We start from the raw sequence: 24562 nt of genomic DNA, 5'->3' as shown, positions 1-24562 counted from the left end.
TCATGCTACCGTCCCGGCATGACTAAATCCCCCTCCGATCACAACCCCCAAACCGCCACGCTGGCCGCCGAGCTGCGTATATCCCTGGGCAAACTGATCCGCCGCTTGCGCGAACAAACCCACCCCGACGATTTCACCTCCGCGCAAAAATCCGTACTGCTGCGCCTGGACCGCGACGGCCCGACCACCGTGTCCGCCCTCGCCCGCGCAGAAAGTGTGCGCCCGCAATCCATGCGCATCACCGTCGCCGGGCTTGAAGCCATGCAAGCAGTCAGCGGCCAACCCGACCCGAGCGATGGCCGCCAAACGCTGATCCAACTGACACCCACGCTGCGCAAACACCTGATCGAAAGCCGCGCCGCCAAAGACGACTGGCTGCTGCACGCCCTGCAAGAACAGCTGACCCCCCAGGAACAACACGAACTCGCTGCTGCGGTAAAACTGCTGGAACGCCTCGCCGATTTTTGAACGCACTGATTGAGGACATAGCATGGCTGTCACCTCGCTGGACCCAACCACCGCCCTGATCATCGTAGACCTGCAACAAGGCATCATCGGTTACCCCTTCATCCATCCCATCCATGCCGTAATCGAACGCTCGCGCGCACTGCTCAACGCCTTTCGCGAGCGCGGTTTGCCGGTGGTGCTGGTCAATGTCACCGGCTTCGCACCGGGGCGCACCGAACGGCCACGGCGCAGCGATGTGCTGCCCGAAGGTTGGGCCGACCTGATTCCCGAACTCGGGCAGCAGCCCGGTGATATTCAGGTGACCAAAAAGTCCTGGGGCGCATTTGCCAATACGGACCTTGAAGCACACCTCAAGGCGCTGAATGTCAGCCAGGTGGTGATCACCGGCGTGGCCACCGGCACCGGCGTGGAGGCCACCGCCCGGCAGGCCTATGAGGCCGGCTTCAACGTCACGCTCGCCACCGACGCCATGACCGACGCCAACGCAGAAGCCCACGCCTACAGCCTCAATAATGTGTTCCCCAAGCTCGGCGAGTCGGGCACCACGCAGGCCATCCTTGGTTTGCTCGACAACCGGGGGGCATGAAAAACCCATGAGTTTGCTCGGCACCTTCCGCTCCCTGCGCAGCCGTAATTACCGCATCTGGGCAGCCGGCGCACTGGTCTCCAACGTCGGCACCTGGATGCAGCGCACGGCGCAGGACTGGCTGGTACTCACCCAGCTCACCCCGCACAACGCGGCCGCCGTCGGCATCGTCATGGCTTTGCAGTTCGGGCCACAGTTGCTCTTGCTGCCGTGGACCGGGTTTGCGGCGGACCATTACGACCAGCGCAAATTGTTGATCACCACCCAGGCGGTGATGGGCCTTTTGGCGTTGACGCTGGGGGTGTTCACCATCACCGGGTTTGTCGAGCTGTGGCACGTGTATGTGTTCGCGTTTTTATCGGGTTGCGCCTCGGCGTTCGATGCGCCGGTGCGGCAGATTTTCGTGGCGGAACTGGTGGGCGAGAAAGACTTGTCCAACGCCATCGCGCTCAACTCCACGTCGTTCAACATGGCGCGCATGATCGGCCCGGCAGTGGCCGGCGTGACGATTGCTTCAGTCGGCACCGGCTGGGCATTCCTGCTCAATGGCTCAAGTTTCTTTGCCGTGCTGGCGTCGTTGTTTTTCCTGCGGGTTTCCGGCCAGGCCAAAGTGCGTGCGCTGCGCACTAAAGGCAGCCTCACTGAAGGCATCCGCTATGTCTGGGCACGGCCGGATTTGAAGGCGATTTTGCTGATGCTGTTTTTGATCGGCACTTTCGGCATGAACTTCCCCATCTTCATTTCGACCATGGCGGTCAGCGTGTTCCATGCCGATGCACGCGGCTACGGCCTGCTGACGTCGACCCTGGCCATCGGCACCATCGCCGGCGCGTTGATCGCGGCGGGCAGTGAGCGGCCGCAGTTCAAGTCGCTGCTGACCGGCGCGGCGGTGTTCGGGCTGGGGTGTACGCTGGCGGCCCTGGCGCCGAACTATTGGACGTTTGCCATTGCGCTGGTGATCATCGGCGTGGGCGCGATGACCTTCAGCAACACCACCAACAGCCTGATGCAACTCACCACCGAACCGGCCATGCGCGGCCGGGTGATTGCCTTGCGTGTGGCGGTGGCGCTGGGCGGCACGCCGATTGGCGCACCCATTGTCGGCTGGGTCGCCGACCACCTGGGTCCACGGTGGTCGCTGGTGGTCGGCGCGGTGTCGGGCATCCTCGCCGTGGGCGTGGCGATCTGGACGATGAAGCGCCAGTTGGACAAGCCTCAGTGGATCAAGTCCGACCCACCGACCCCGTAACCGGTAGATTGCCGAGCAGCTTGAGCCCGGTGGTCTTCACGAATGTTTCATAGTCCATCGGCCGTTCGATACGCGTCTCAGCGTTGGGCAGCACGTAGGCCCAGGCCCGCTTGGACGATGCGTCGTACACCAGCTTGAACAGGCGCGTCGGCACCCAGACCTTGTTGTCGCCGATGGTGGCGTAGCCCGCGTCAAACAGCGGCCCGGTGAACACGAACACATCGCCGCCGGCACGCACGGCAAACTTGCGCACGTCCGCCTCGACCTTGCTCCAGATCTTGCGGTTGTTGGTGGGGTCTTGCGGCACCATGTTCGACAGCGCGAACGACTGGGCCATGGCGTTGGCACTCGGTGCGTCGGCAGCCGGGGACTGATGGCCACGGTCCATGGCCGGGTGCTGGGCGCGGTAGTCACTCAACTCGGCGCGGGCGCCTTTGGGGATACGCGGGTCGGCGTAGAACTGGTTGGTGCGCTCTTCGCCTTTGGCGTCTTTGAGTTGCGCGGCGTTGAGGCGCTCAACCACCACCAGCGGCGTCTTGCTGGTTTGCGAGTACAGCACCGCGAAATTGTCCGAGCACAGCGCCATGGGTTTCATGGTCGCGGGGACGGTAGCGGTGTTGATGGGGTGTGAGGCTGGAAACAGGTCCGCGCAACTGTCGAAGGACAGCTGCTTTTCCTGTTGGGAGTAAAGGTCGGGAAGGTTGCGCGCGGCGGCGCCGGTGGAGAGCAAAACAAGGGCAGACAGCCCGACTGCAAGGGTGCGCAGGTGCATGGATGACTTCTTTGAAGAGAACTGAGGCGGCAGGCTCCATAAAATGGAGCCAAGTGAATGATATTGCGAGGGTTATTGACCGGGTCAAGTCACATTAGTGCCCGCTGGCCGCCGGTTTTCCTGCACTGCGCGCACCCGGTTTGAAAGCATGGGCCTGCGCGGCCCAGGCAATCATGAACGACACGACAATCAGTAGCAGCATGGCCCAGGGAAACGACGTGGCGCCCCAAGTCTCCAGCAGTACACCGCCGACTACGCCACTGGCGGCAATCGCGCTGTTCCATGCCACCACATTCAAGGACAACGCCACGTCCGCGCCGTCGCCTGCCGCGTCCGCCAGTGCCGTTTGCAGCAAGGTCGCCGCACCGCCAAAGCTCAACCCCCACACCGCCACGCCGAGGTAAATCACCGCCGGCACATTTCCCGACACTCCGAATACCACGCTCACCAAGGCAAACATCGCCAGGCTCACCAGCACCGTTTTGCGCAGCACCGGTTCGACCAATTTGGCCGTGACCCAGATACCCGCCAACGCGGCGAGGCCGAACACCAGCAACACCTCATCCACGCGGTCGCCCAAACCGGCCCGGGCCACGAACGGCGCGATGTAGGTGTACAGAATGTTGTGCGCCAGCATCCAGCTGATCACCACCGCCAGCACCGGCCGCACACCGGGCGTGGTCAGCACCTCTGCCAGGGACAGACGCTGATGTGCGGCCTGCGGTGGATAATCCGGGACTTTGACCAGCACCCACACCATCAAAATCAAGCTCAATGCCGACATCAGGCCGAACGTGGTACGCCAGCCCATCAGCCCGCCGAGCCAGGTGCCCAGCGGCACGCCAAGGGACAGGGCAATCGGTGTGCCGACCATCGCCAGTGCCAGCGCCCTGCCCTGCTGGTGCGGCGCGACCATGCGCCGCGCGTACCCGGCCAGCAGGCTCCAGGCCAACCCCGCCGCAACCCCGGCAAAAAACCGCGCCACCAGGGTCACGCCATAGTGGGACGACCCTGCGGTGATCGAGTTGAACAGCAGAAAACCGACAAGGGTCAGCAGCAGCACATTGCGCCGACGCCAGCCACGGGTGGCGATGGTCATCGGGATCACCGCCAGCACCGAACCCAGCGCATAGGCGGTGACCATCTGCCCGGCCATGGCCGGCGAAATCGCCAGGCCTTCGCTGATCAGCGGCAACAGCCCGGCGGGCAGGGTTTCGGTGACGATGCAGATAAACCCTGTCATGGCCAGGGCAAGCAAGGCACCGATGGGCAGGCGGTCGGATGACGCAGACAAACTGAGTGAAGGGGTCACGGGAAGCTCCTTGGGGCGACTTAAATACTGATCGATACAAATGTTGCGGGCGCGCACCGCGCGTTGTCAATGACTTATGTATCGACTAGTATCTATCTCGTTTCCACAGGAGTACCGCACATGGCACAAATGGGCCGCCCGCGTAATTTCGACCGCGACCAAGCCGTTGATCAGGCCATGCACCTGTTCTGGCAACATGGCTATGACGCAACCTCCCTTGCCCAGCTCAAGGCCGGTTTGGGCGGGGGTATTTCTGCGCCGAGCTTTTACGCCGCGTTCGGCTCCAAGGAAGCCTTGTTCGATGAATGCGTGCAGCGCTACCTCGTGACCTACGCCCAAGTCACCGAGTGTCTGTGGGACGAAAGCCTGCCACCGCGCGAGGCGGTCGAGACCGCATTGCGCCAATCAGCGCGCATGCAGTGCGACAACGCCCACCCGAAGGGCTGCATGGTGACGTTGGGGGTGATGAGCGCGCCGAGCCCGGAGAACGCGCGGGTGGCCGATGCATTGACGCAATCGCGGTTGCGCACGCGGGCGGGGATCGTGGCGTGTGTACAGCGCGCAGTGAATGCCGGTGACTTGCCCGGCGCGCTGGACCCGCACGTGATGGCGACGGTGTTTGACAGTTTCTTGCAGGGCATTTCGATTCTGGCGCGGGATAACACGCCCTTTGAAACCATTGACGCAGCCATCAGTCAGGTTTTGCTGACGTGGCCAGCGCCGCCCTCTCATCCCGAGATGCCAGCAGAAAATCCACAAACGCCCTGACCCGATGCGGCACATAGCGCCCGTGGGGATACAGCAATGTGTACGGCCGCGAGCGGCCGCCAAAGGGTTTCAACACCTCCACCAGGCTGCCATCTGCAAGCGCCTGCTCGACGATAAACCGGTAGGTCTGAAATAACCCCGCGCCATGCCGGGCCAAGGTCACGCCACCCAGCACATCGTCGGAACAACTGTACCCCGCCTCCCCCGCGAACTCCCGCGCCTTGCCCTCCACGTTGAACAGCCACGAGATGCGCCGGCCATTGCTGGGCAGTTCGTACTGGATACATTCGTGGGCGGCCAGGTCTTCGAGGGTGTGCGGGATGCCTGCGCGTTGCAGGTAAGACGGCGCCGCCACCACCACCAGCTCGGCGTCTTCGAGCAATCGGGCGATGAGTGAGGAGTCCGGCTGGGCGCGCACGCGCACGGCCAGGTCGTAGCCTTCGGCGACGAAGTCGATGTTGCGGTTACTGATGTGAACATCCACGGTGACTTGCGGGTACAGCGCGCGAAATTTCGGCAGCATCGGCAGCAGGCGATGGTGGGCGTAGGTGGTGGGAATGCTGATGCGCAGCAAGCCGGACGGCACGGCTTGGGCGCCCATCACTTCCTGTTGCGCCTCGACCAATTGAGTCAGGGCCTGGCGGCATTGCTCGAAGAACGTGCGGCCGCTGTCAGTCAAGCGAATGCTGCGGGTGGTGCGCACGAACAGGCGTGAGCCCAGGCGTTCTTCCAGGCGCGAAATGCTGCGGCTGACGGCGGCCGGGGTCACACCGGCAACCTGGGCGGCGGCGGTGAAGCTGCTGGCTTCGGCAGCAAGGCAGAACAGCTCGATGCTGCCCAGCTGCAGATCCTCGAAATGGCGCTTCATGATGGATTACACCGGGTATGGGTACAGGAAGAATGACCTCCTGTTTATCAGTACCCGGTGCATAAATCCAACTGCCTCAGTTGGCCGCTTTCAGGCGTGCCGCAAACGTCGCCACACGCTGGCCATAAAGCAGCGCCGTCTGGATATCTCCTTCGGGGATCGCCGAAGCATCCGCATCCGAAGGCGCCTGCACGATCAAGCCCACCGAACCGCCCAGGTTGTTGATGTCGTTACGTGTGGCCGCCAGGGTGTTGGCCGGCAACAGGCCGAGGCTGACCCAGATGCCGCCGTGCTGCGAAGCCAGGGTTTGCAGGCCGATCAGGGTGACTTGTTTGTCGCCGCTGAAACTGGCGCTGACGGTGAAACCGCCGAAGACCTTGTCCTGCCAGCCTCGGGTAAACCAGTACTGGGCCGTGGCATCGGAGAATTTCTTGAACTGCCAGGCGCTGGAGCCCATATAGGTCGGCGTGCCGAAGATGATGCCGTCAGCGGCGTTGAGCAACGCCCAGCCCTCTTCGGACACGTCGCCGTTTTCGGTCACCTCCACCAGCTTTGCCTGTGCGCCTTCTGCCACGGTGTGCGCCACGCGGCGGGTGTGGCCGTAGCCGGAGAAATACACCACTACTGTGTTGGTCATGGGTTGATGCTCGTCGGGTTCAAATGGGTTTATATACTGACTAGTCGGTTTGACTGACGTCAAGCACCGCGCCTAGACTTATTTCAACTAATTGCATAACCGGAGGCACGAAATGGGGCGCCCATCACGCAAGGATGAGCTGCTGGCAGCGGGCATCGAGGTGCTGCATCGCCAGGGCTACGCCGGTTCGTCGGTGGACGCCATCGTCGAACACGCCGGCATGCAGAAAGGCTCGTTCTTCGGGCATTTCGGCTCCAAGGAAGCCTTTGCCAGCGAAGCCCTCAACGGCTATTTCAAGGACTGGACCGCACACGCACAGGCGATCATGGCCGACCCGGCCCTGAGCTCGATGGGCAAACTCGACGGGCTGATCGGCATCTCTACCCCCGCACGCCTTGAAGCCTTTCGCTATGGCTGCCTGATTGGCAACCTGGCCGCCGAAATGGCCACGCGGCACGACGAAGTGCGCGAAACCATCGCGCGCCTGTTGCTGGAATGGGCCGCACCTTTTGCGCAATTGGTGCGTGAAGGAGTGGCCTGCGGCGAATTCCGCCAGGGGCTGGACCCGGAGCCGACCGCACGTTTTTTGATCAACGCCCTGCAAGGCACGGTGCTGCGTGGCAAGGTCGAGCGCTCGCTGGAGCCGTATGATGATTTTGTTGCGCTGACGACAGCGTTGCTGGTGCGGGTGGAGTGACAAGCCCCCCTGTGGCAAGCCGGCTCACCTCAGCGCAGAAAGCTCAGCCAGCAACGCCTCGCTCAACGCATGCGGCTCGCCGCTGAACAGCACCTCCAACGGGTTGCTGGTTTCCAGATGCCGATACAACGCCGAACGTTCGGCGTAATCGCCCGCCAGCCGCACCGCCGCCTCCACATACGCCTCATGGGTTCGCGCGATGCTCCATGCCGGTAACCCCACCCGCCGAAACAACCCTTCATCGATATGCTCGAACACTTGCGGCCCGGTCTTGCACACGCCCGGCAGGCCCACGGTGAAGGCGTCGATAATGCCGTTGGTATTGCCGAACGGAAACGGGCTGAGGAACAGGTCGCAGCCGTTCAGCGTAGCCATGTAGTGCGCATAGGCCTGGTGCGGATACACCGTGGCATCGCCGACATAGCGTTCAATCAACCGCACCAGCTGCGGAAACAACAGCCCCTGCGCCTGCCCCACCAGAAAGTGAAAACGCACGCGTTTGCCGCTCGAGTGCAACGTGCGCACGGCAATCGCCTGACACGCACGCAAGAAGGTCGGGTTGAGCTTCATGGTGGTGGCGGCGACAGCGATGTTCACCCATTCAGTGTCGTGCCGCACCCTTCGTGGCAGCTCAACCGCAATCGCCGACGGCCGATACGGCTGCCCATTGGCCGGCAGTTGCAACAGGCGTTCGGTGAAACAAGCCGGGTCGCCGACAAAATCCGCTTCCACGCTGATGCAGTCGATATGCCGCGACGCCGTGGTCGCCGGGTGCCCCAACGCCGCCACCTGCAACGGCGCAAAGCGCAGGTTGCTGGCAAACATCGTGATCTGGAACATGCCGACACTGGGCATGTAGAACACGTCGGGGCGCTGTTCGGTAGCGAATGCCGTGATTTGCCGCAGGCAGGAGAACAGGTCATCCGGCTCGCGCAACTCAATGAATTCATCAAACACTTCACGTCCCAACCCGTCCACATTGGCCGCATACCCCATCGCCACCACGTAAAAATCCCGCCGCGCCGCCTGCAGCGTCAGCGAGTGGGTACGGTAGATCGAATGCCCGCCGGAAAACCACTCCAGCAGCACCAGCATCAGCGGCTTGTCGCGGGCCGGTTGCGGCGCGGCGGGCACGCCAAGAATGCCCACGCTGGCGAGTTTGCGTTCGATCAGCGTGTTGATCGACGCCTTGATGCGATGGCGCTGCGGCAAGTCGGCGTAGCTGCAATGCATGTACACGTCATGCAGCACGTTAAGCGGCAATGCATCCAGATGCTCAAGCGTTTCCAAGCGCCCCGGCAACCAGGCCAGCAAGGCCTCGCGCTTGGAATGCGCCGCTGGCGTGCCGAGAAACCTGGGCGACATCAAGGCCATGAACAACGCCGCCGCCAGGGTCGGGTTCTGCGCCCACAGCAGCTCCACATCCAACGGCAACTGGGATTCGGGCGAATACAGCAGGCAGAATTTCACCAGGTCCTGTTCGGCGAGGCGGTAGTCATTGCCGTTCGGCCCCAGCAGGTTGAGCGAACGCAGGATGTGGTCGCAATTGATAAACGCGCTGGCGGCAAACAGCGACGACAGCCAGCGTTGCAGGTTGATCAACTGGCCGAACCCGCCCGGGCTGAGGGTAAACCCCGGGTCGGACAACAGCGCCGTGATGGCGCTGGTGAGGCGCGTCAGCACATGGCTTTCCAGCTCGCCCGGGGTGACTGCCGGGGACACACTGAGGGAAAACTGCTCGGACAGTTTTCCGTAGTTGCGGTCGATCAATTGCAGCAGGCGCACCAGCTCGCGGGCGCCGCCCTCATGGTCGCGGGTGTAGCACAGGTATTCGAAGGCTTCGAGGGAGAACGCCGGCTCGGTCATTGCGACGCTCCCTGGGCGACTTCAATGCTCACCTCGTCCGCCACGCTGCCCAGCGGCGTGAGGTGATAGTCGCCAGTCAACGGTTTGCGCCAGGTGTCGCCGACCATCTGGCTTTGATGATATTGGCGTGTCGGTTCGGAGGTGATCGGCAGCAACCCGTTGTGAATGATTCCGCCACGGTCGATCAACACCGCGCCGTTGCCCGTGGCGGTGATCGAGGTGCTGTCGTTGTTCTGGCTGAGGAAGTTGCCCGACGGCGTGTCCAGGTCCAGGCGCAGGATGCCGTCGGCGACCTGCAAGGTATTGGTGCCGCTGTCAAAGCTCAAGGCCGCGCCACGGGTGCTGCGCCCGGTGACGCTGAGGTTGGCGCCGCTCACCAGCGAGTTGAAACCCCGGGCATTGGTTGCGCCGATGGCCACCCCGGCGCCGCTGCCAAGGGCGGTGCCCGTCACGTTGATATCGCCGCTGCCGGAGACAATCTTCACGCCATTGCCCGCCCCCGACGCACCGCTGCGGATGCTGATACCCGGTGCACCCGACGCCGGGCCTGCCGTGCCGGTCAGCGAAAGGTCACCGCTGGCCGTGGAAATCGTCACGGCACTGCTGCTCCCGGACGGAAAAATATTGATCCCCGACGCCGTGTCCGACGTGCCGTTGAGCGTGACCGAACCACTGCCCGTGGCGCGCAGCGAGTTCTGCCCGGTCAACAGGCCAATCCCGTCCCCCGCACCGCTGCTGCCGGTCAGCGTCAGCGCGCCATTTTCCACACTCAATTGCGCCCGGCCATTGCCGTACACCTCAATGCCGCTGCCCAAATCGCGGGCGTTGCCGGTCAGGGTCACGTTGCCGTTGCCGGTGGTCTGAATGATGTTGTTGACGCTGAGGATCGCAATGCCGTGGTCCAGCTCGCCGGCGTTGGGCGAGTGGAAGTTGCCGTTGAGGCTGATGTCGCCACCCTTTGAGGTAATGCGGTTGCTGGAGCTGCCATTGCCGGTGCTGCCGCCAAGGGCGATGGCGTCGGAGGTGCCCACCGAGTCGCCGCGCAAGGTGATATCGCCGGTGCCCGTGCTGACGCTCACGCCTTGTGAATTGCCGGTGGAGTTGAAGAAAATCCCATAGCCGCCAAACGAGGTGGTGCTGTTGCCGTTGAGGTTGATATCACCGGTAGTGGTCGCCAGGTTGATCGCAGCGCCTACGCCCGATGGCGCAATGTCCACGCCGCGCCCGGAGGTGCTGGTGCCGTCCAGCGTGAGGTTGCCGCTTTGGGTCGACAGGTTGATGGCTGAAAACGCCCCGCCAGCGTCCAGCGAAATGGCCTTGAACGAGCCGGTGGCGGTGCTCACGGCGTTGTGGTTGGCATTCAGCGCTACATTGCCACGGGTGCTGGTCAGGTTGATCTGCGCGCCCGGCGCGGCGGCCGTGCCGTTGCCGGACGCGATCAACGCCAAGGCTGGCGTGGTGCCGCCCGAGGTGACGCCGGACACCCTGATGTTGCCGTCGGTGGTGAGGTTGATTGCCGACGTGACTCCAGTGGAGTTTAAAATCGTGCCGTAGCTGCTGGTACTGCTGCCGTCGATCACGATGTCGCCGCCCTGCGCCGCATTCAGGTTGACGGCACCGTTGCCCGACGCCGCAAGGAACACGCCGCGCCCACCGCCACTGCCCTGCACGGTCAGCGTGCCGCTACCCACGCTGAGCGTTTGGGTCGAGCTTGCTGCCGTGGAGCACACCAGCACCGCCGCACCCGACGCCGCGCTGCCGCGCACGCTGACATTGCCGCTGCCGGTGGCCGCAAGGGTATTGCTGGTACTGAAAATGCGCGTGCCGTTGCCGCTGCCCAGGTTGTTGCTGTCGACGCTGATCGAGCCTGCGCCCGAGGTCAGCAGGCTGCTGCCACCGGTCAGCACGAAGGCATCGCCGGTCCCGCTGGTGCTGGCCTGCAAGGCATTGATGCTGATATTACCGCCACCGGCGTTGAGCGTACTGCCGCTGATGTTGATCGCGGTGGCCGTGGAGCCCGCCGCCAGCGTTGCCGACGTGGCGCCGCGCAGGGTGATGTTGCCGCCGCGGGTGGTCAGTTGCGTGCCATTGCTCAACGAAATGCCCGTGCCGTTGCTGACGTTGGTGCTTGCCCAGGACGTGGCCGGGTTCGCAGCGCCGCTGATGGTCAGGTTGCCGCCGTTGGTGCTGATACTCGCGTTGCTCAAGGCTACCGAACCGTTGCCGCTGTTGTTGAAGTTCGACACCAGCGACACGTTCAGCGTCTTGCCGGTGCCATTGCTGATGCTGGTGTTGGTCATTACGATATTGCGGTGCGCCTGCAACGTCAGGGTCGCATTGCCCACGCCCTTGACGTTGGACAGCACGTTGATATCCCCCGAAGTACCCGCGCCTGAGGAGGTGGTCACGAGGATATTCGCGCCTTCCGACAAGGACGCATTCAGCGTGGCCGAACTCAGGTTGGAACTGCCACCGGCATTCGGCGTGAACGGCGAACTGCTCGACGTGCCGCTGCTGGCGCCGCTGGTGATATTGATGTTGAACGGGTCAATCAACCAGCTGCCGCCCTGCCCCGACACCGCGCTGAGGTCGACGATACCCGCCACGTCCAGCGCATGCCCGGAGGTTTCCACCAGCCCGCCACGCCCCTGCTTTCCGGCGCCGCGCACGCCGATAGTGCCGTAGAACTGCGTGCTGTCTGTGGACCATAGGATCACCTTGCCGCCGTCGCCGCTGCTCAAGGCATTCGCGCTGATGCGCGCGTCGCTGCCCATGAACGTGCTGTCGGCCTGGTGCAGGTTGCCACTGCCTTGGTAATCGCCGCCCATCAGCACCGTGCCACCGCCGACATCGCCATCGGCATCAATGCGGCCACTGTCGAACAGGCCGACGTACTGCCCGGTCAGGGTCACGTTGCCGCCGCGCTCACCGGCACTTTTGCCCGACGCGTCCAGCACGCCGCTGTTGACCACCACGCCGCTGTCGCCGCCGTCGAGCATGATGCGGCCATTGCGTTGTTGCAGGCTGCGGGCTTCGATCACACCCTCGTTGTTCACCACGTTGCTGAGCATGGCCTGGGAGTCGCGGGCGGTCATGGCCACGGCCCCGCCGTTGGCGCTGAGCAAGCCCCGGTTGATCACGCTGGCGCCGATGGCCGGGTCGTTGACCTCGACGTTGATCAGGCCGTCGCCGTTGAAATCCAGGGTGATTTTCTCGCCACCGCCCAACACCACCGAACCGAGACGCGCAACCACCGTGCCTTCGTTGCGCACCTGGGCGCCGAGCAGCGCCACGCTGCCGCTGTCCCGCGCGCTGATCGTGCCCTGGTTCACCACCGCGCCACCGCCGGGCCCGGCGAAAACGTTTTTACCCGCCATGAAATCGCTGTTGGAGATGTTCAGCGAACTGGCAACCAGCCCGCCCACATCCACCATGGCCCCGGCACCAAACAGCACGCCTTGGGGGTTGACCAGAAACACCTGGCCGTTGGCATTCAGGTGCCCAAGGATCTGCGAGCCGTCACTGCCGGTGACGCGGTTGAGCGCCACCGAAGAGGCGCCGGGTTGCAGGAAATTCACCTGGGCGTTGCTGCCGATATTGAAGGTGTCCCAGGTGGTGATCAGGCGGTCACTGCCCTGGTGCACGGTCAGCACATTGCCGTTGCTGCTCAGGCTGCCGCTGCCGGCGATCACCTGGCCGTTAGTGGGCAGCGCGTTGCTGTCCAGGGCCAGGGCGGGCATCGGGGCCAGGCTGTACAACGCGCAGAGCACGGCAAAACTCAAGGGTTTGAGAACAGGCAGCGCGGTTTGGATTTGGGGTTTGCTCACAGCCTTCTCCTCAGAACGAATAGTTGATGCCAGTGCCGATGGCGCTAATGGTCGTGCCCACGCCGGGCGAGTAGCCGCTGGCCGCCGTGACGCCAGTCAAGGCGAAGTTGTAGTTGGCCAGCGAGTTGTTTTTCAGCAGCACGTATTGGCCGAACAGGTCGATGCGCTTGGTCAGTTTGTAGTTGGCGCCGACCGCGTATTGGGTGGCACCCATGCCGTGGGTATCGCAGTCGGGGGCGGCGGCGCCGATCATTTCGCATTTGCCCGGCAGGGCCTTGCCGTAGCTGGCCTTCAAGGTCCAGGGACCTATCTTGTGGCTCGCCCCCAACAGATAGGCGCGGCGGCGATAGCGCGACAGGTCGCTGGAGGTGGTGCTGGTGTTGACCACGCCATCTTCGGAGTACGACAGGTCGTCGGCGATCACCGACAGCTTGGTGTCGCCAAAGTCGTAGGCCAGGCCGTAGCGAAAGCTGAAATCATCCGAAGAGGTGCCATCGGTAACGTGGGTGCTGCTGCCCAACCCACGGGCGTTACGGCCGAGGTCGGCAATGCCGAAATAGTTGATGTGCCGCTCGGCCGCGAACACTGCCGTGAAACCGCCGTTGTTATAGCTCAGGCTGGTGCCGTAGATGTAGCCCTTGTCCACATCATTGGCCACGCTCATGCCGTTGTTCGAATACGCCAGCTTGAGCTGCAGGCCGTTCCACACCGGTGTCCAGTACTCCACCACGCCGGACTGGCGCCGGTTGAACGCCGCATCGCCGTTCACCGCCGTGTCGTCAAAGCTTTGCGGGCCGTTGACGTTGGTCGACAGCCCGGCGCTGAAACCCGGCGAGCCGATGATGTTGAAGTAGGCGGCGCTGGTTTTGCCGTTGAACGGGTCGAGGCTGGTGGTGGCCTCCTTCATCGGCATGTCCCACACGCCATACAGCAGCGTGCCGTAATCGGTGTTGTTGAACGCCGCGCCGGTGTTGCGCAATTTGGTACTTGGAGAGGCCGACGGGTTGACCGATTTGTCATCGCTGGCGGTGTAGTTCATCGAAATGCCGTATTCCAGCTGCCAGAGCAGTTTCCAGTCGTCGCTCAGGCCATAGCCGCCGTGCACGCCGATGGCCGAGACGTTATCGCGGGCGCGCCAGAAGCTCGCCATGTTGCGCCCGTTCGGCGTGGCCAGGCGGTTCTGGTTGGCGGGCGCGGCGGGTGTGGAACCGTGGCGGTCAACGTATTCGGGGACGATGCCGAAGTCGCCGTAGATGACCGTGTCGGTCTCGGCCACTTCGAAGTCTTCGCCTTTGGAGCCGAGGTCGCTGGCCAGCCCGGCGAACGCCTGGGGCGAACCGGAAATCGAGAACCACAGGCGCTTGGCCGCGCGGTCGTCGCTGGTAGGGTCGGCGCCCGGCGAAAAGGCCAGGCTGGTGTTCATCACCAGGTCACGGTGATAGAGGTTCAGGCCCACGCCGTAGCCGTAGCGCGTGAGGGTATTTTCGCTGGCGTCCCACGGGTTCTTGTTGACCTTGACCTTGCCCGCGTCGGCAAACAGCGTGCCTTCGGCAATGGCGCCCTGGAAACGGCCGAGGTATTTGCGCAACTCCAGGCGGCCGAGCAGGCCTTCGTCGCCGGCCACTTCGCCGACCGGATAGGCACGCACGCCGTTGGGGCCACCGAGGCTGATTTTTTCCGAAGAGTCGAGGTTCTTGTCGGCCCATTGCCCGGTCAACGAGCCGAACAGCGAGTAACCACCACCGAGGTTTTGCAGGCGGCTGAAACTGGCGTTGGCTTTCTTGTAGCGCCCGGCGGCGTTGGCGATGAGCGCATCCAGCGTAGCGTCGGCGGCGGTGTTTTTGTCCAGGTCACCGATGCCATAAGACAGGCTCCAGGCGTTGCTGCCCTGCCAGTCATCACGCCAGTTGCCGTACAGCGTGGCGCTGCGAAACACCGCGGATTTGTTCACGGTAAAACCACCGGCCGAGTCTTCGAAGCGCCGGTGATCTTCGGCCAGGTTGAAGCTGATATTGCTGTCCCGCGAGCGCAGCAGCGCGCTGTTGATAAACACCGAGGAGACTTGCGCGGTGCCGTCGGCGTCCAGGCCCTTGAGGTTCTTGCCGATGCTGTATTCGAGCTCGGCGTAGTTGGCGCCCACCGAAATACCCGTGGCGCCCAGCGGTTGCTGGTAGCCGACGCCCTTGATGTTGAGGCCTTCGAAAGAATTCTGCGAGGTGGCGGTAAAGCTGTCACCCAGGCCCAGCGCGTCGTTGAGGCTGACACTGGAGGTCAGGCGGTTGGCGCCGGTGTAGTAGTTGCCGTAGTTGTCGATAGTCGCGCGGGCCGTAATCGCCGTCATCTCGCTGAGCTTGAGCACGATGTCGGCGGCGCCCGGCTGCTGCGACGGGCGCAGGATCGCGTGCACCGCCACGCCGGTGATGTCCGACAGGCGCAGCAGTACGCGCTCCAGGTCTTGCTCGCGGATGATGGTGCCGGTGGGCAGCGCATTGATGAACTGCTGCTGCACGCCGGGGCGCAGGCGTACATTCGCGTCCGGCAAGGCGCTGACCTGGCCGATCACACCTTCGGAAATGCCCACCGTGACCTGGCCGTTTTGAATGTCCTGCGCCGGCAGATAGGCGCGCGCCACCAGGTAGCCTCGGGCACGGTACAGCGCGGTGACTTGCGCCGCCGCGTCACGCAAACCCTCCAGGCCGAGTGTCTTGCCGACATAGGGTTGCAGCGCGGCCTGCACCTCGGCGTCGCTGAGTTCGCGGTTGCCCTTCACCACAAACCGCAGCACCTGCAGCTGCAAGGTCGAGGGGCTGGTGGCGGGCGCGGGCTCGTCGTTCTGGCTTTCAATGCGCACACTGCCGGGCGGTGCCGGTTGTGCGTTGTCCGTGGGGCGCAGCACCGAGCGGCTGTTGTCGAACAAGGTGCCGGACGACGGCAGCGTGTCGGCCTGGGCGTGGGTGGTGAGCAAGGCAGCGGCCAGCAGCGACAATGCGCCAGGCCCCCAGGCGCGGGGCGCCCGGGTAACGGGGAGAGTTGGGCTCATACAGTTCTCTTATTGTTTTTATCGAGACGCAGCGTTGGGCGAAAGCGTGAGGCTTAAGGGAAGAGCATCCGTGCGACGGCTTTATCACCGAGCAACCGCGCCGCGTTGTGGCCGATGCCTGGAATCGTGTGTTGCGGATGGCGCAGCGGGATCTGCCACTGGGCCGACAGGAACTGCTCGTAGCTGATGTAATTCAACTGCCGATCAAGCCGCGTGTCGCCCTGGTAATTGGCGCCGCAAGAGGTGTCCAGCACACGGCTGGTGGGGTTGTTGTCCTGGCCGCCGACCAGGTAGGTGATGTCACGCGCGGCATAGCGGGCGAACACCTGACGGCTCGACAAGTGCTGGTTCAGCAGGTACGCGGGGGCGCCCTCAATGCCGTAGCGATAGCGGCTGTAGCTGGGGCACAGGATGGTCACCACCGGCTTGAACGCGCCGCCCTGCAGGCGGTTATCGTCGAAGTACACGTAGCTTGACGGGCTGGCGACCACGTAGCGAATCGTCAGGCCGTGGGCCTTGAGGGCAGTGTCGAGGTCATTCATCACCGCGTAACGCTGCATCAATTGCGCCCCCGCCGAGTGGCTGACCATCACGATTTCCTTGAGTGCCGGGTAAAGCTGGCGGTCGGACAAATAACCGACCACGTCATCGAGTACCTGGAACGCCGGAATGCCCTTGCGGCCGAATTGCGATTCGATGCCGTGCATCCACCGGTCGCGCGACCATAGCGGCATGTCATCACTGACCCCGGAATCGGTAGGCGTGAGGAAGTTCGGCGCGATCAGCAACGTGCTTGCGCTGGGCAGGTGCGCATTGCCGAGCAGTTTGCGGCCGGTGTTGAAGTAGTGGTCGCCGTCGCGCTGCACACCATGCAGGATGATCACGGCGCGTTCGATAGTCTGTGGCGGGTTGTAGAGGTCGGCGTTGGCGTAGACCAGAAACGGATAGGCACTGGCGTCATGGCCCAGGCGCAAGACCTGGCGGGCATCAGCTTCAGGCTTGTCGGCGTTTTCGCTGTGCACATCGACCTTGGCACAGCTGGCCAGTGTGCTCACCAAGGCAAGCGTCGCCAAAACGAGGGTGAAGGGTTTCATGGAGGTGGACAGGCGTATGGACATGACCGGGCACTTCTCTTGTTTTTTTAAGAGCCTACCAGCGCCGTCCACCTATGAAAAATATCTAAATAACGGGGTTTGAATACTTTAAACATATGACGATCAGCGCGCGCGGATACGCTCGCTGACCGCCTCCCAGGCCTCGGGGTTCAGCAGGTGCGGCGGCCGCTCGCCGCGCAGGATCGCCGCGATCTGCGCGGCCGACGAGCGCGCCACATTGCGTCGGCCACCGTGGGTGACGCCTGCGGTGTGGAAGGTCGCGACCACATTGGGCAAGCTCATCAAGGGTGCGTTTTGGGCGGGCGGCTCGCTGGCCCACACATCCAGCCCCGCGCCACTGAGGTGGCCTTTTTGCAGAGCCTCGAACAAGGCTGCTTCATCATGAATGCCACCGCGCGCAGTGGACAAAAATACCGCGCCCGGCTTCATCGCCGCGAACTGTTCGGCGCCCATCAAGTGACGGGTGCCGGCATCCAGCGGGCAGTGCAGCGACACAAAATCACTGCGTTGCAGCAGCTCGGCCAGGGTCACCGGCGTAGCACCGTGGGCCTGAATTTTTTCATGGCTCAGATGCGGGTCATACGCCAACACGTCCAGGCCAAAGCCGTGGGCGATGCGTGCCACGCGCCCGCCGATTTCCCCCAGCCCGATCAACCCGATCGTGCGCCCGTGTATCTCTTCGCCCATCAAGTCTTCGCGGCTGAAACCAACGGCGTGGCGCAGCTTTTGATCGGACTCGACAATGCGCTTGACCACCGCCAGCAGCAGGCCAAAGGTGTGCTCGGCCACCGAGTGCGCGTTGGCTCCGGCCTGGTTGACCACGGCAATACCGGCGCGGGTGCACGCGGCTACATCCACCGTATCAAAACCTGCGCCGCCGGAAGAAACGCAGAGCAAATCCGGGCATTGCTCAATCAATGCCTGGTTGGCAAACCACTGCGCGGGCAGCTCATCTTTGGCCGCCGACACGTGGTAGGCATGGGCCTTGCGCAGCGCCGCGAGGGTGCGTGCGTCGTCGCCCTGGCGCGGCATCACCTGCAAGGCCAGTTGCGGCTGGCTAAGGATCATTTCGTCGAACACGGGGCTGATCCAGAAATCCAGACGACAAACCTGCATGACACTGTTCATACGCGCTCCTGGGCGTTAACGGATGTGGAAGGACGTGGCTCGATCATGGTCAGCACGATGGCGAAGGTGATCAGCGAACTCACGCCGAGAAAACCGAACACGTAGTCCCAATTGAAATGGTCCAGCAACAGCCCGACCACGAACGGCGTGAACGCGCCGCCCAGCGAGCCGCCGGTGTTGACGATGGACGCGGCGAACGGCACGCGGGCCTTGGTCGCCAGGCCCATCGGGTACACCAGAAAGGTCGAGTAGCCGATGTTCAACAGGATGCCGGCCAGCAGGAACACCGCCGACAGCAACAGTGGGTCGGTGGGCGCGTTGAGCAGCACGAACATCATGATCACGGTGGCGAGGGAGCTGATCAGCATCGCCGGTTTGCGCCGACGGTCGAACACGCGGTCCGACAGCCAGCCGCCCAGCAGGTTGCCAATGATCGCGCCGACCCACGGCGCCGAAGCGACCATGCCCATTTTCAATACCGAATACTGTTTGACGGTGATCAGGTAGGTCGGCACCCACGTCATGATCGAATAGGTGATGCCGACCATCAGGAAGTAGCCCAGCGCACAGGCCCATACGTTCCATGAGGCCAGGATGCTTTTGTTGTCGCTCAACAAGGGCGCTTCACGGGTGCGCATCAGGCGGTCGAACCCGGCCGGAATGCGCACCATCGGCGTGTTCATGGCCTGGCTCTGAGGGCCGTTGTCCTGAATGTAGTGCAGCTCGGCCGGCGAGCAATGGCGGCTGTCGGACGGGTCGTCCTTCACCAGCCACCACCACAACACGCCCACGAAAAAACCCGGGATGGCGAAGATAAAGAACACTTCGCGCCAGCCATACAGGTGCACGATCCAGGCACATAGCGGCGGCACGATCGCCGGGGCCACCTTCGCCGCCGACATGAAAATGCCGGTGGCGAAGCCCTTCTCACGCGCCGGGAACCAGCGGTTGATGATCGAAATGATGCCGATGTTGATCGGCCCTTCCGCCGCCCCCAGCAGGGCACGCGCCAGTTTGAGTTGCAGCACGCTGCTGGTGAAGCCGATCAACAAGGTGGCGAGGGACGTCAGGACCAGCGAGCCGGTCAGCAGCTTGCGGATACCGTAGCGGCCAAACAGGTAGCCGGCGGGGATCTGCACAATGGCGTAGGTCAGGTAGAACAGGCTGGCCAGGGCGCCGATGTCGGTGTTGCTCAGGTGGTATTCCTGTTTGATGAACGGCACCACCACGCCGATGTTGGCGCGGTCGGCGCCGGCCACCATGTACGCAAGGAAAAACAGCGCCGCCACGACCCAGCGAAAGCGGCTGGCAGGTTTGGAATCAGCATTCATTTCTTCACCGGTTTTTCTTGGAGTTATGGTCGGTACGTCGTGAAGAAACCCTCACGCCAGTAGGCCGTGAGCGAAATAGTGCCGAGGAAATTTAAGTAGACATAGAGATATTCCGTGAACTAAAAACATTCCAAATCATGATGAGAATTCTCCCGTGCCCACCTTCAAACAGCTGCAAGCGTTGATTGCCGTGGTCGATCACGGCACCTTCGACGGCGCCGCCAATCGCCTGGGCCAGGTGCAATCGGCCATCTCGCGGCAGATCCAGGAACTGGAACACTGGCTCGGTTTTGCCCTGTTCGACCGCAGCGGTCGTGGGGCCAAACCCACGGTATTGGCCGCGCAGGTAGTGGCCCAGGCACGGGAGGTGCTGTTGCAACGCGAGATCGTCAACAGTTGCCTGCTCAGCCCCGACGTGCTCAGCCGCAAACTGCGCATCGGTATCACCGAGCTTAGCGCGCTGACCTGGCTGCCGCGCCTGATCCAGGCGATTGCCGCCGACTACCCCAAGGTGCGCATCGAGCCTGAAGTGGATTTGAGCGTGCGCTTGCATGGGTTGCTGATGGCCGGCCAACTGGACGTGATCGTGGTGCCGGATGCCTTCAGCAGCAACGGGCTGATCAAGGTGCGGCTGGATGAAGTGCGTAACCACTGGTTCTGCGCGCCCGGCTTGCTGGACCCGCATCAGCCACTGACGCTGGAGGATTTGACCCGGTTCACCTTGCTGGCCCAGGGCAAATCCTCCGGTTCCGGACTGTTGATGGACAGCTGGCTTGTGTCTCATCAGGCCCGCCCCAGCGCACACATTCCCTGCAGCAGCCTGGCAGCGCTGATCGGTTTGACGGTGTCCGGTTTGGGCGTGACCTACTTGCCCGACGCCACCGCCGCGCCTTACCTGCTCACGGGGCAACTGGTGAAACTCGACGTCGAACCGCCTTTGCCGACCACGCCGTATGTGGCGCTGGCCCGGGCCGACAGCTACAGCCCGTTCCATCGGCACGTGGTGGAACTGATGGGCACACATTGCGACCTGCAACAGCCATTCGGGCGGCCGGCATGATCAATATCAAACAGATCGAAGCGTTCTACTGGACGCTGAAACTGGGCACCGTGCAGCGCGCAGCCACGCGTTTGTTCATCACCCAGTCAGCCGCGAGCAAACGCCTGCAAGAGCTGGAAAAACAGGCCTGCCTGCCCTTGTTCCAGCCCGGCAACCACAAGGTACAACTGAGCGCCAAGGGCACCGAATTGCTGGAGGCCAGCGAAGGCCTGATCCACAGCCTGGCCGGCCTTGAGGCCCTGCGTGACGCCAGCCGCCAGACCCTGCGTACGGTGCGCATGGGCCTGACCGAATTGGTGACCATCACCTGGTTTACCGACTTTGTCGCCCGCAGCAAGGCCGCGCTGCCGGACATCGAACTGCACCCGGATGTGGACCTGTCCGCGCGCCTGCAACGCAAATTGCTGGACGGCGACCTCGACCTGATCGTGATCCCGCAGGATTACGTGACCGCCGCCATGGCGGCGATCCCGCTGCAATCCATCGAGTTCACCTGGCTCGCGCCGCCGGGTCTGTTTCCCGCCGGCACCACGCTGTCACTCAAACAGCTGGCGCTATGGCCGATCATCGTGCAAGGCCCGGACTCGGGCATCACCCAGCGTTGCGAGCAGCTGTTCGCCGAGCAGGGTCTGGAGTTCAACCACGTGTATGGCAGCAACAGCCTGTTTGCGTTGCTCGCGTTGATTCGTGCCGGGGTCGGTATCAGCTGTCTGCCCAGGGGCTTGTTTGTGGGGGAAATTGAGCGCGGTGAATTCCAGGAGGTGACGCTGGAAGTGCCACCGGCGGCGGTGAATTATCAACTGGCGTTTCTCAAGCATGGGCGCACGGAGTTGATTGACACACTGGCCGGGCTGGCCAGGTTGTCAGCGCAGAGCGACGCAAACCGTTAGAGCAACAACTTCGAAAAATCGCAGCTCGCTTGCGCCAGCTGCGCCACGTCCTGGTTCAAACCAAACTGCCGATCCACCCGGTGCAACGCCACGTACTGGATGCTCGGCAGTTCCGGCTGGGTAACCAGCGCGCGCAACGTACCTTGCTCGATCAGGTGCGACAGGCACGCCTTGGGCAGGTAACTCACGCCGATCCCCGACAACGCCAGGCCCACCTGCACCAACAGGTTGTGGCTGGTCAGGGTGCGCGGCATCTGCACGTTGTGTGCTGCCAGCCAGCGCTCGTAGATCAGCCCCGTGCCGGAATGCGCGCCCTGGGTGAGCACGGTATGACTGGCCAGGGTTTCCAGGCTGATCGGGTCGGCGTCGGGGATCAGGCCGGGGGAGCACATCCAGGCGTTTTCCACACATTGCAGCGCCGTGCTGTGAAAACGCGGGTCGCTGTAGACGTCGGGCACGATCACCAAATCGAGCTGGTCGCTCTCTAGCTTGCGGAACAACTCGCTGCTGAGTTCCACCGAAGGTTCGATCTGTACTTTGGGGTAAGCCTGGCGTAGCGCTTCCACCAGGGCCGGCAACCAGGTCAACGCAGTGAGTTCAGTGACGCCCAGGCGAAACCTTCGCACCAGCACCTCCCGCGCGCTGACCCGTTCGAGCAGTTGGTCGCGGCTCTTGAGCAAGTCCTTGGCGTAATCGAGCAGCTCGCCGCCCTTTTCGGTCAGCCGGGCATTGCGTTTGCTGCGGTCGAAAATCTCGACGTCGAACGTTTCTTCCAATTCCTGGATGCGCTTGGAGATGGCCGACTGGGACATGTTCAGCTTGTTGGCGGCCGCCTCGAAACTGCCCAATTCGGCGATCCAGTACAACGCGTCGATTTGTTTGAAGGTGATCACGGCGACCGATTCATGAGAAAAAGCAATGCTAACACATCATAAAATATCGCTAAAACTGTCCGTTCATCACTTCTAAGATCCGGCCATCGCCCATCGCTATCCATCGATTCTGGAGATTTGCCATGTCCTTGCCCGGTTCCCGCATCCTTCCCAACGCGCCCATGGCCTCGGCCGAGCTGGTCGAAGCGTTTGCCCATGTGGTCACACCGCACATCAGCGACAACCTCGGCCGCCACATCGGCGCCCGGGGCCTGACGCGCTACAACCGCACCGGCAAGCTGGTGGGCACCGCGATTACCGTCAAGACCCGCCCCGGCGACAACCTGCTGATCTACAAAGCCATGAGCATGCTGCAACCCGGCCACGTGCTGGTGGTGGACGGCCAGGGCGACACCAACAACGCCGTGATCGGCGAACTGGTCAAGCTGTACGCCCAGCAACGCGGTTGCGTGGGTTTTGTGATCGACGGTGCGATCCGTGACGTGGCCAGCTTTGACGACACCCCCTGCTACGCCCGTGCCGTGGTGCATACCGGCCCGTATAAAACCGGCCCGGGCGAAGTCAACGTGCCGGTGTCCATCGGCGGCATGCTGATCAACCCGGGGGATTTGCTGGTGGGCGATGAAGATGGCCTGGTGGCTTTCTCCCAGGCCGACGCCGCCGAAGTATTGCGCCGCGCCGGGCAACATGCCGAGCACGAAGAAGCCGTCAAAGCCGAAATCGCCACCGGTAACCTGCGCCAGAGCTGGATCGACAAAGTGCTGAACAACGCCGGCCTGGCGGACTGAAGGGAATCACCATGAGCACAGTATTTTTGTCCGACCGGGTGCTGGGCATTGCGCCCTCCCCCAGCGTGGCCGCCAACGCCTTGGTGACGGCCTTGCGCGCCGAGGGCCGCGATATCGTCAACTTCACCGTCGGCGAGCCAGACTTCGACACCCCGGCGCACATTCGTGACGCCGCCAGCGTGGCGTTGCACAGCGGTGACACCCACTACACCGCCACCACCGGCACCCTCGCATTGCGCCAGGCGATCTGCCTGAAGCTGCAACGCGACAACGACCTGGTGTACGGGCTGGACGAGGTGGTCGCCGGCTGCGGCGGCAAACACATCATTTATCACGCGCTGGCGGCCACGCTCAATCGTGGCGATGAAGTGATCGTGCACACGCCGTACTGGGTGTCTTACCCGGACATCACGCGGCTCAATGACGCCACACCCGTGATCATCCCCGGCGACGAAAGCCTGGGCTTCAAGCTGACCCCTCAGGTGTTGGAGCACGCGATCGGCCCACGCACCAAATGGGTGATTCTCAACAGCCCGAACAACCCCAGCGGCGCGGTGTACAACGCAGCCGAACTGATGGCGCTGGCCGAGGTGTTGCGCCGCCATCCCCACGTGCTGGTCATGGCCGACGAAATCTACGAGCACTTCGTGTATGGCGATGCCCGGCACATACCGCTGACGCGCCTGGCGCCCGACCTCAAGCCGCGCACGCTGATCGTCAACGGTGCGTCCAAAGGCTATGCCATGACCGGCTGGCGCCTGGGCTTTGGTGCCGGGCCGGCCTGGCTGATCACCGCCATCGCCAAGCTGCTCTCGCAAACCACCACCTGCCCCAGCTCCCTGAGCCAGGCGGCGGCGGTAGCAGCCTTTGCCGGCGACCAAACGCCCATCGCCGACATGCGTGAGGAATACCGCCAGCGCCGCGCCCTGATGCTGAGGTTGCTGGCGGGCATTGGCGAGTTAAGCGTGACACCACCGGATGGCGCGTTCTACGTGTTCGCCAATGTCAGCCGATTGATGGGCAAGCTCACGCCACAGGGCAAACGCCTTGAGAGCGACACCGACCTGGTCGACTACCTGCTGCGCGACTATGGCCTGGCCACGGTGAGCGGCGCGGCGTACGGCATGTCGCCGTATGTGCGCCTTTCGTTTGCCAGCTCCCGGGCTGAGATCGAAGAAGGCTGCCGTCGCCTCAAAGACGCCTGCCACGACCTGCGCTGAACACCCCCGGTTACACCCGGCGGCCAATGGAAGGCCGCCTTTTGACT

At 63.2% G+C, this 24562-nt stretch carries 20 protein-coding genes; 9 read left to right on the top strand and 11 right to left on the bottom strand.

All coding sequences use genetic code 11. From position 1 onward, the window contains the following. The first annotated feature begins 18 nt into the window (after nucleotides 1-18). From AB4P94_RS16305 to AB4P94_RS16295, 3 genes are read left to right on the top strand one after another with little or no spacing between them, the layout of a single operon-like run. Nucleotides 19-468: a MarR family winged helix-turn-helix transcriptional regulator gene (locus AB4P94_RS16305; RefSeq protein ID WP_395606427.1), complete on the top strand. Its 450-nt coding sequence runs from the start codon at nucleotides 19-21 to the stop codon at nucleotides 466-468. A 22-nt stretch (nucleotides 469-490) separates the two neighbouring features. Beyond that, the gene (locus tag AB4P94_RS16300; RefSeq protein WP_395606426.1) at nucleotides 491-1054 is read left to right on the top strand and encodes an isochorismatase family protein; all 564 of its coding nucleotides are present in this window, start codon (nucleotides 491-493) and stop codon (nucleotides 1052-1054) included. Between the two features lie 7 nt (nucleotides 1055-1061). Further along, nucleotides 1062-2303 (top strand): MFS transporter, encoded by a 1242-nt coding sequence (locus AB4P94_RS16295; protein ID WP_395606425.1) that lies wholly within the window; start codon nucleotides 1062-1064, stop codon nucleotides 2301-2303. Here AB4P94_RS16295 and AB4P94_RS16290 read toward each other — a convergent pair. Both AB4P94_RS16290 and AB4P94_RS16285 read right to left on the bottom strand, forming a co-directional pair. After that, nucleotides 2278-3075: a DNA/RNA non-specific endonuclease gene (locus AB4P94_RS16290; RefSeq protein WP_395606424.1), complete on the bottom strand. Its 798-nt coding sequence runs from the start codon at nucleotides 3073-3075 to the stop codon at nucleotides 2278-2280. The genes AB4P94_RS16295 and AB4P94_RS16290 overlap by 26 nt on opposite strands. Before the next feature lie 94 nt (nucleotides 3076-3169). Beyond that, nucleotides 3170-4387 (bottom strand): MFS transporter, encoded by a 1218-nt coding sequence (locus tag AB4P94_RS16285; RefSeq protein ID WP_395606423.1) that lies wholly within the window; start codon nucleotides 4385-4387, stop codon nucleotides 3170-3172. Between the two features lie 120 nt (nucleotides 4388-4507). Here AB4P94_RS16285 and AB4P94_RS16280 point away from each other — a divergent pair, with 120 nt between their 5' ends. Next, nucleotides 4508-5155, top strand: a complete 648-nt coding sequence (locus AB4P94_RS16280) for a TetR/AcrR family transcriptional regulator (RefSeq protein ID WP_395606422.1) — start codon at nucleotides 4508-4510, stop codon at nucleotides 5153-5155. Here the strand turns inward: AB4P94_RS16280 and AB4P94_RS16275 are convergent. Continuing rightward, entirely contained in the window at nucleotides 5079-6023 is a 945-nt protein-coding gene (locus AB4P94_RS16275; protein WP_395606421.1) for a LysR family transcriptional regulator, read from the bottom strand. The two genes, AB4P94_RS16280 and AB4P94_RS16275, sit on opposite strands and share 77 nt — an antisense overlap. A 76-nt stretch (nucleotides 6024-6099) precedes the next feature. Continuing rightward, complete coding sequence (locus AB4P94_RS16270) at nucleotides 6100-6660, bottom strand: flavodoxin family protein (protein ID WP_395606420.1); 561 nt, start codon at nucleotides 6658-6660, stop codon at nucleotides 6100-6102. Nucleotides 6661-6772: 112 nt separating this feature from the next. Between AB4P94_RS16270 and AB4P94_RS16265 the strand changes: the two genes are divergently transcribed. Continuing rightward, the gene (locus tag AB4P94_RS16265) at nucleotides 6773-7357 is read left to right on the top strand and encodes a TetR/AcrR family transcriptional regulator (RefSeq protein ID WP_395606419.1); all 585 of its coding nucleotides are present in this window, start codon (nucleotides 6773-6775) and stop codon (nucleotides 7355-7357) included. Between the two features lie 24 nt (nucleotides 7358-7381). Here AB4P94_RS16265 and AB4P94_RS16260 read toward each other — a convergent pair whose 3' ends face one another. From AB4P94_RS16260 to AB4P94_RS16235, 6 genes are all read right to left on the bottom strand, one after another. After that, nucleotides 7382-9223 carry a peptide transporter gene (locus tag AB4P94_RS16260; protein ID WP_395606418.1) on the bottom strand — a complete coding sequence of 614 codons (1842 nt, stop codon included), beginning with the start codon at nucleotides 9221-9223 and terminating at the stop codon, nucleotides 7382-7384. Next, nucleotides 9220-13050 (bottom strand): beta strand repeat-containing protein, encoded by a 3831-nt coding sequence (locus AB4P94_RS16255; RefSeq protein ID WP_395606417.1) that lies wholly within the window; start codon nucleotides 13048-13050, stop codon nucleotides 9220-9222. Before AB4P94_RS16255 ends, AB4P94_RS16260 begins: the two co-directional genes overlap by 4 nt. Nucleotides 13051-13060: 10 nt before the next feature. Further along, nucleotides 13061-16090 carry a porin gene (locus AB4P94_RS16250; protein WP_395606416.1) on the bottom strand — a complete coding sequence of 1010 codons (3030 nt, stop codon included), beginning with the start codon at nucleotides 16088-16090 and terminating at the stop codon, nucleotides 13061-13063. A gap of 53 nt (nucleotides 16091-16143) precedes the next feature. Further along, on the bottom strand, nucleotides 16144-17208 hold the full coding sequence (locus AB4P94_RS16245; RefSeq protein ID WP_395606415.1) for a hypothetical protein: 1065 nt from the start codon (nucleotides 17206-17208) through the stop codon (nucleotides 16144-16146). Nucleotides 17209-17307: 99 nt separating this feature from the next. Next, nucleotides 17308-18333: a hydroxyacid dehydrogenase gene (locus AB4P94_RS16240; protein WP_395606414.1), complete on the bottom strand. Its 1026-nt coding sequence runs from the start codon at nucleotides 18331-18333 to the stop codon at nucleotides 17308-17310. After that, nucleotides 18330-19664, bottom strand: a complete 1335-nt coding sequence (locus AB4P94_RS16235; protein WP_395606413.1) for an MFS transporter — start codon at nucleotides 19662-19664, stop codon at nucleotides 18330-18332. The genes AB4P94_RS16240 and AB4P94_RS16235 overlap by 4 nt, the downstream gene beginning before the upstream one ends. 154 nt (nucleotides 19665-19818) lie before the next feature. Between AB4P94_RS16235 and AB4P94_RS16230 the strand changes: the two genes are divergently transcribed. Next, entirely contained in the window at nucleotides 19819-20724 is a 906-nt protein-coding gene (locus AB4P94_RS16230; protein WP_395606412.1) for a LysR family transcriptional regulator, read from the top strand. Further along, nucleotides 20721-21614, top strand: coding sequence for a LysR family transcriptional regulator (locus AB4P94_RS16225; RefSeq protein WP_395606411.1), 894 nt, complete (start codon nucleotides 20721-20723; stop codon nucleotides 21612-21614). The genes AB4P94_RS16230 and AB4P94_RS16225 overlap by 4 nt, the downstream gene beginning before the upstream one ends. On the opposite strand, the gene AB4P94_RS16220 is transcribed toward AB4P94_RS16225, so the two are convergent. Continuing rightward, the gene (locus AB4P94_RS16220; protein WP_395606410.1) at nucleotides 21611-22507 is read right to left on the bottom strand and encodes a LysR family transcriptional regulator; all 897 of its coding nucleotides are present in this window, start codon (nucleotides 22505-22507) and stop codon (nucleotides 21611-21613) included. The genes AB4P94_RS16225 and AB4P94_RS16220 overlap by 4 nt on opposite strands. A 122-nt stretch (nucleotides 22508-22629) precedes the next feature. Between AB4P94_RS16220 and AB4P94_RS16215 the strand changes: the two genes are divergently transcribed. Both AB4P94_RS16215 and AB4P94_RS16210 read left to right on the top strand, forming a co-directional pair. Further along, a complete protein-coding gene (locus tag AB4P94_RS16215; protein WP_395606409.1) occupies nucleotides 22630-23295 on the top strand; it encodes an RraA family protein in 666 nt (221 codons plus the stop codon). A gap of 11 nt (nucleotides 23296-23306) precedes the next feature. Then, nucleotides 23307-24515, top strand: a complete 1209-nt coding sequence (locus AB4P94_RS16210) for a pyridoxal phosphate-dependent aminotransferase (protein ID WP_395606408.1) — start codon at nucleotides 23307-23309, stop codon at nucleotides 24513-24515. Nucleotides 24516-24562: the final 47 nt, after the last annotated feature.

The organism is Pseudomonas sp. B22129 (assembly GCF_044218875.1).
GTDB lineage: Bacteria > Pseudomonadota > Gammaproteobacteria > Pseudomonadales > Pseudomonadaceae > Aquipseudomonas.
The sequence above is the reverse complement of the archived record's forward strand: the minus strand, read 5'-3'. Positions and strand labels throughout refer to the sequence as shown.